Origin of the sequence: Peptoniphilus duerdenii ATCC BAA-1640, assembly GCF_000146345.1 — a bacterium.
Taxonomy (GTDB): domain Bacteria; phylum Bacillota; class Clostridia; order Tissierellales; family Peptoniphilaceae; genus Peptoniphilus_B; species Peptoniphilus_B duerdenii.
On record NZ_GL397071.1, the window covers coordinates 1,145,388 to 1,151,481 of the forward strand.

A 6,094-nucleotide genomic window follows, 5' to 3' on the forward strand; every position below is an offset into this window, starting at 1 on the left:
ATTGTCTGAAGACAGTCACCCTGAGCGAACGTAGTGAGTCGAACGGGTATAACCATGGTGTGGTTAAGTATGGATGATAATTTTATTTTGTAGCGGAAGCATTTTGCTTCCATAGCCAGGCAGTCGAGTTCAACAAATCAGCCTTCATTTCATTCGGCTTCTTAGGAACTCTTTGCACGAGACCTGCAACGAAATCAAAGATTTCGGCTAGGGCTTCGACGCTCTACTAAGAAAGATTACATTATTTATTTAACATAATGTGGGGTCATGTTTGAGTGATTTCATTTGCAAAGACTTTATCTTCAGAGGTTATACCCATTCGACTACAGAGCCTTGTGGCTCTTTCGCTCAGGGTGACCGCAGTTGGGAGGGTAAATGTAGCCTTCGGCTGTGGAACCTAGAAGGTTCCGCTACGAGTGTGAACTTAAACTTATGTTGACGCACGCCTAACAGCTGAGGAAAGATAGATTAGTATCGAGGCAATGGAAGCAGATTACTTCAGCTACAATGCATTGCCTAGGTTAGGTTAAATACAGGTTATACCCGTTCGACTACAGAGCCTTGCGGCTCTTTCGCTCAGGGTGACTGTAGTTGGGAGGATTTTCCACGTGAGTTGAATGCAGTTGGGAGATTTTTCCACGCATGATGACGTCATTTCTCAAATCTTCAGTAGATAGAAACACAAAATCTTCTCCTCAGCAAAATATTGATAATTATCGCGATTAATATTTTTGTTTTTGATTTCGTCTTTAAACTTTGGGTATTTACTAATATATTTAATGTATGGAGGTTGAAATGAAAGATTTTTGGTCTTGTGATATTAATAATATTTTAAATAGTTTAAATACAAGTGTGGAGGGTCTATCTAGTAAAGAAGCGGAGGATAGGATAGACAAGTTTGGAGAAAATATTTTTGAAGAGAAGAAATCTACTTCGAAGTTTATGATTTTTATTAATCAATTTAAAAATCCTATTACTATGATTCTTATTTTTGCGGCAATTCTTTCTATTTTTCTTAAAGACTATTCTGATGGAATTATTATTTTAATCATCATTATGATTTCTGCTTTTTTAAGTTATAGACATGAGAGCAAGGCTAGTGATGCTGTTAAGAAGCTACTATCTTCTGTCAGTGTTACGTCTTCTGTCCTAAGGGATGGGAAGTTTAAAGAGATAGAAAATTCTAAGTTGACCGTTGGCGATATTATAAGCGTCAAGACTGGGGATATGATACCTGCGGACTGCCTTCTTTTAGATGTAAATTCTCTTTCTACGGATGAATCTAGTTTGACCGGGGAGACTTTTCCTGTTGAAAAAATACTTGGAAAAATTCCTGCAAACACTGTTCTATCTCAAAGAAATAATTCTCTTTGGATGGGAACTCATGTCATCAGCGGCTCTGGCAAGGCTGTGATTGTTAATCTTGCAAAAGATTCTGAGTTTGGGAAGATTACTTCTTCTCTGAGCAAGAAGGATTCGGATACAGATTTTGAAAAGGGCATAAAGGATTTTGGAAATTTAATTCTTCATGTGACGACGATTTTAATTGGTTTAATTTTTATTTTTAACATAGTTTTAAATAAACCTTTTTTAGAATCTTTTATGTTTGCTTTGGCCCTTTCAGTTGGGCTTACTCCTCAGATGCTGCCTGCTATTATAAGTGTTAATCTTTCTCAAGGTGCTAAGAGGATGTCGGAACAAGGTGTAATTGTAAAGAAATTAAATGCTATCGAAAATTTCGGTTCCATGACGATTATGTGCTCTGACAAGACGGGAACCATTACCAAGGGAAAGGTAAAACTCGATTCTGCTATTGATTATGCAGGTGAGAAGTCAGATAATTTAAAGACTCTTTCTATGATTAATTCATATTTTCAAGAGGGTTATAAAAATCCTATTGATGAAGCTATTTTGGAAGGGTGCACAAAAGATTTTTCTAGTTATAAAAAATTATTTGAAATTCCATATTCTTTTGAAAATAAACTTTTAACTGTAGTTGTTAAGACTGATAGTGAATTTTCAAATAAAAATATGATGATCACAAAAGGTGCATTGGAAAGCATAATAAAAGTCTGCGACAGATACGAGAAGTCAGATGGGAGTACTGGAAGCCTAGATGAAGTTAAGTCTCAGATTTTTAATCTCTTTGACAATTATTCCAGCAAGGGTTTCAGAGTGCTTGGTCTTGCTTACAAGAATATTGAAAGTACGGATTTTAAAAATGAAAAAGCGGAAAATTTGATCTTCAAGGGGCTTCTTCTATTTATAGATCCGCTTAAAGACAATATAAAAGATGTTATTGAGAGAATGAATAATCTCGGAGTTGCTCTTAAGATGATTACTGGGGATAATCGTTTGATTGCGAAGAATATTGGAAGTCAAATTGGTCTTGACCCCGAGAAAATCATGGTTGGAGAAGAGCTCGATTCCTATTCTCTAAGTCAACTTAACAAGAAAGTACTTCACATAGATATTTTTGCAGAGATAAGTCCAAACCAAAAAGAAAAAATAATCCTTGCATATAAACAAAGGGGCGAAATCGTCGGCTACATGGGCGATGGAATCAACGACTCTCCAGCGATAAAACAGGCGGATGTCGGGATTTCTGTAGATACTGCGGCGGACACTGCAAAAGATGCGGCGTCAATCGTGTTACTTAAAAATAGTTTGGAAGTTTTAGTCTCAGGGATAAAGGAAGGTAGAAGAACTTTTATCAACACTTTGAAATATATTTTTGTAGCAACCAGTGCAAATTTTGGAAATATGTTTTCGATGGCAGGTGCAAGTTTATTTTTAAAATTCCTTCCACTACTTCCAAAACAGATCCTACTTACAAACCTACTCACAGATTTTCCATCCCTTCAAATCGCATCCGACTCTGTGGATGAAGATTGGTTAAAGAAACCGGTTAAATGGGATATGAAATTTATCAAAAGATTTATGATTATTTTTGGAATAACTTCTTCTGTGTTTGACTACATTACTTTTGCGGTGCTACTACTACTTTTTAACGCCGATGAAAAATTCTTCCAAACTGGTTGGATGTTAGAGTCAGTCATTTCCGCTGTTGTGGTTATGCTAATAGTTAGAACGGCAAGACCATTCTTAAAGAGCAAACCAAGCAAAAAACTTCTCCTTGCGATAGTTGGAATTGTAATTTTGCTCATCGCCATAGCATATAGTCCAATGAATGTATATTTAGGACTCATTTCACTACCATTTAAAGCATTTGCATCGTTACTTGCGATTTCATTTGTATACGCGGTGACTGCAGAACTATTAAAGAAAAATTTCTACAGACACAATTCATTTTCAAGAAAATAAATAAAAGATTTTTGATTTAATTTTAAAAGATGGGAGTTTGTTCAACAGTTCTAAAGAATTTTGAGTTTAGGTAAACTAATTAAATTCCTATAAAAAATTGTAAGTTAATAGATTTATGAAACCGTAGTGAAAATGCTACGGTTTTTATTGTAAAATTTTAAATTTAATTGTATTATTAAATCTACTTATTTTTTCAAGGAGATTTTATGGATTTAAATAGACGTTTTAATAGAGAAAATTTAAAGAAATTTCAGATTTTAAATGGAGCTCAGCTCAAGTATATTGCATTTCTTTCGATGCTAATAGATCATGTGAACAACGGAATAGTTACACCGCTTTTAGATGGGAAGGGTCCGCTTCTATATATTTCAAATATATTTTCAATTCTAGGAAGGATTGCATTTCCGATATTTATATTTTTCGTTGTGGAAGGATTTTTCAGGACCAAGAGCAGGAAAAAATATCTTATAAATTTAATTTTATTTGGAATTATTGCAGAAGTGCCATTCGATATGTTCACTTCAAAAGTGTTTTACAATCCAAATTGGAACAATATGATGTTTACCTTAGCCCTTTGCCTTGTGACGGTTTGGATAATCGATGAGCTTAAAGGGAAAATAAAAGATAAATATCTTTGGTATGGAATTTCCATTGTAATCGTCATGGCATTTGGACTTCTTTCTATGCTACTTAGCCTTGACTACGATTACCATGCAATTATCCTTGCTTATGTGTTCTATATTTTCTACGATAGACCTGCTCTTGGTGCTGCTGTTGGATATATTTCTATAATCAAGGAGCTTTATTCATTCTTAGGTTTTGCCATGACCATAACTTACAATGGAAAGAGGGGCAAGCAATACAAATGGTTCAACTATCTCTTCTATCCAGTTCATCTTTTAATACTTGGGATTATTCGCTTTTATTTTGATCTATAAATGCCGCAGTTATCTGCGGTTTTTTTATGCCTAAAATTTGCAGTAATTACTCATGAGATTAAATTTTAATATATTTACAATTAAATTAAATCGAAAGGAGTTATTATGAAAAATATTATAAAGATAAAAAATTTAACCAAGAATTTTAAAGAAAAGAGTTTGTTCAATGATTTTTCATTGGAGATTGAAGAAAACTCTGTCCATTCGTTGGTAGGTCCAAACGGATCAGGTAAGACTTCGCTACTTAGAATACTGACAGGTCTTTATAAGAAAGATTCTGGAGAAGTGGTGGTGGGTGGAAGCTATGGAATGCTTCTCGAAAATGACTATCTCTACGAAGATAAAACTGGTTTTGAAAATATAAAGTTGTACGGGCTTTATTTCGGATTTGAAGCCAAGGGCTTTGAAAAATATTCGGACCTACTTGAAATCACTGGGGATTTAGATAGAAAGGTGTCAACTTATTCGAAGGGGATGAAACGTAAACTATCTCTAATTATAATAACTATGATGAATAGAGAAATTATATTCCTAGACGAGGTTACAAGCGGTGTGGATCCTATTTCTCGAGTGGAAATTAGAAAACTAATTAAACTTCTAAAAGACGAACGTAAGACGATCATAATCACAAGTCACGACCTTTCAGAAATTGAAAAAGTGGCGGACAGAGTCTCCATGATTAAGGGTGGCAAGCTTCTATTTACAAAAAATATTTCTGATATAAATGGAGAGAGCCTCGAAGATCTATTTTTAGAAGAAGGTGCAAAATGAAAAATAAAATGAATTTAAACAGGGCTTGCAGGTATTACTTGCTAAGGGACATGGACGTAGTATTAAGTATCATCGGATTTGTACTTTTAACTATTGGATTTAATTACTTGCTCTATAGAGGTGTGTTTAATTCTAGGGGAGATGGCTTTATAATTTTGGTTACATACACCATGATGATTGGATTTTATATGATACTATCCAATTCAATGGTGGTGAACCTAACTGTTAAGGATAAACTTAATAAGAGGATAGAATTTGTCCTTGCATCGGGAGTTAGCATAAAGGATTTGGTAAAAGCATATGCAATAGAAATGTGGAGAATATCATCCATAGCTCCGTTTTTATTATTCTATTCAACCTATGTGCTCTACGATTTCAAAACTCATTTTAAATATATCGGGGCAATATTTGTAACTACGATACTTATGCTCTACTTCGTGGTTCTATCCTTAAATATATTCAGTCTATATAGAAAAAATTTTAAATTTTTTAAAAATTTGTTATTCTTCTTTACGACCTTTATGATTTACATGGTTGGAAATTTTTCTGATGAGATTTTAAATTTTCTAAATAGATTTGGAATAGATATTATAGGTCTTGTAATTTCTGTTAATTTTATAATACTCTTTGGATTTGCAGGATTCTCTATTATTAGTCTTAGAAGAATGAGCAATGAATCTGTAATCACAAGGGAGGGAACATGGTCATAGATTTAATTAAAGAAGATTTAAAGAGACTTTTGGATAAGAATGCAATCTTCATGAGCATTTTGGCTGTAATATTTAATATGGCAACATATTTTTTCAGTGCGGAAGAAGGAACTAGCGGTGGATTTGGGTCTATCTTTAGAACAGAGGGAATTGTTATAGTATTTTTATTATTCACAGTAGAATTTGCAAAAGTTACCTTGACTATGGATAAAATTACAAAGAAGATTGAGTTTCTACTTGCAAATGGAGTAAAAAGTGGTGTAATCATCGCAAAATATATTCTAAGTCTCTACTTTGCAACGTTTATCGTACTTATCCCAACATTTATAATTACATTTATAAATTTTAAAA

General features: G+C 33.7%; 4 protein-coding genes and 1 pseudogene. All 5 read left to right on the top strand.

All coding sequences use genetic code 11. From position 1 onward, the window contains the following. The first annotated feature begins 795 nt into the window (after positions 1 to 795). Positions 796 to 3,324, top strand: coding sequence for a magnesium-translocating P-type ATPase (gene mgtA, locus HMPREF9225_RS05065; protein ID WP_040551327.1), 2,529 nt, complete (start codon positions 796 to 798; stop codon positions 3,322 to 3,324). Between the two features lie 206 nt (positions 3,325 to 3,530). After that, complete coding sequence (locus HMPREF9225_RS05070; RefSeq protein WP_008901876.1) at positions 3,531 to 4,262, top strand: TraX family protein; 732 nt, start codon at positions 3,531 to 3,533, stop codon at positions 4,260 to 4,262. 105 nt (positions 4,263 to 4,367) lie between these two features. Next, a complete protein-coding gene (locus tag HMPREF9225_RS05075) occupies positions 4,368 to 5,033 on the top strand; it encodes an ABC transporter ATP-binding protein (protein WP_008901877.1) in 666 nt (221 codons plus the stop codon). Next, the gene (locus tag HMPREF9225_RS05080) at positions 5,030 to 5,743 is read left to right on the top strand and encodes a hypothetical protein (protein ID WP_008901878.1); all 714 of its coding nucleotides are present in this window, start codon (positions 5,030 to 5,032) and stop codon (positions 5,741 to 5,743) included. The genes HMPREF9225_RS05075 and HMPREF9225_RS05080 overlap by 4 nt, the downstream gene beginning before the upstream one ends. Further along, positions 5,734 to 6,094 (top strand): annotated as a pseudogene (locus HMPREF9225_RS10320) (hypothetical protein); the annotation flags it as partial. The gene HMPREF9225_RS05080 and the pseudogene HMPREF9225_RS10320, both read left to right, overlap by 10 nt.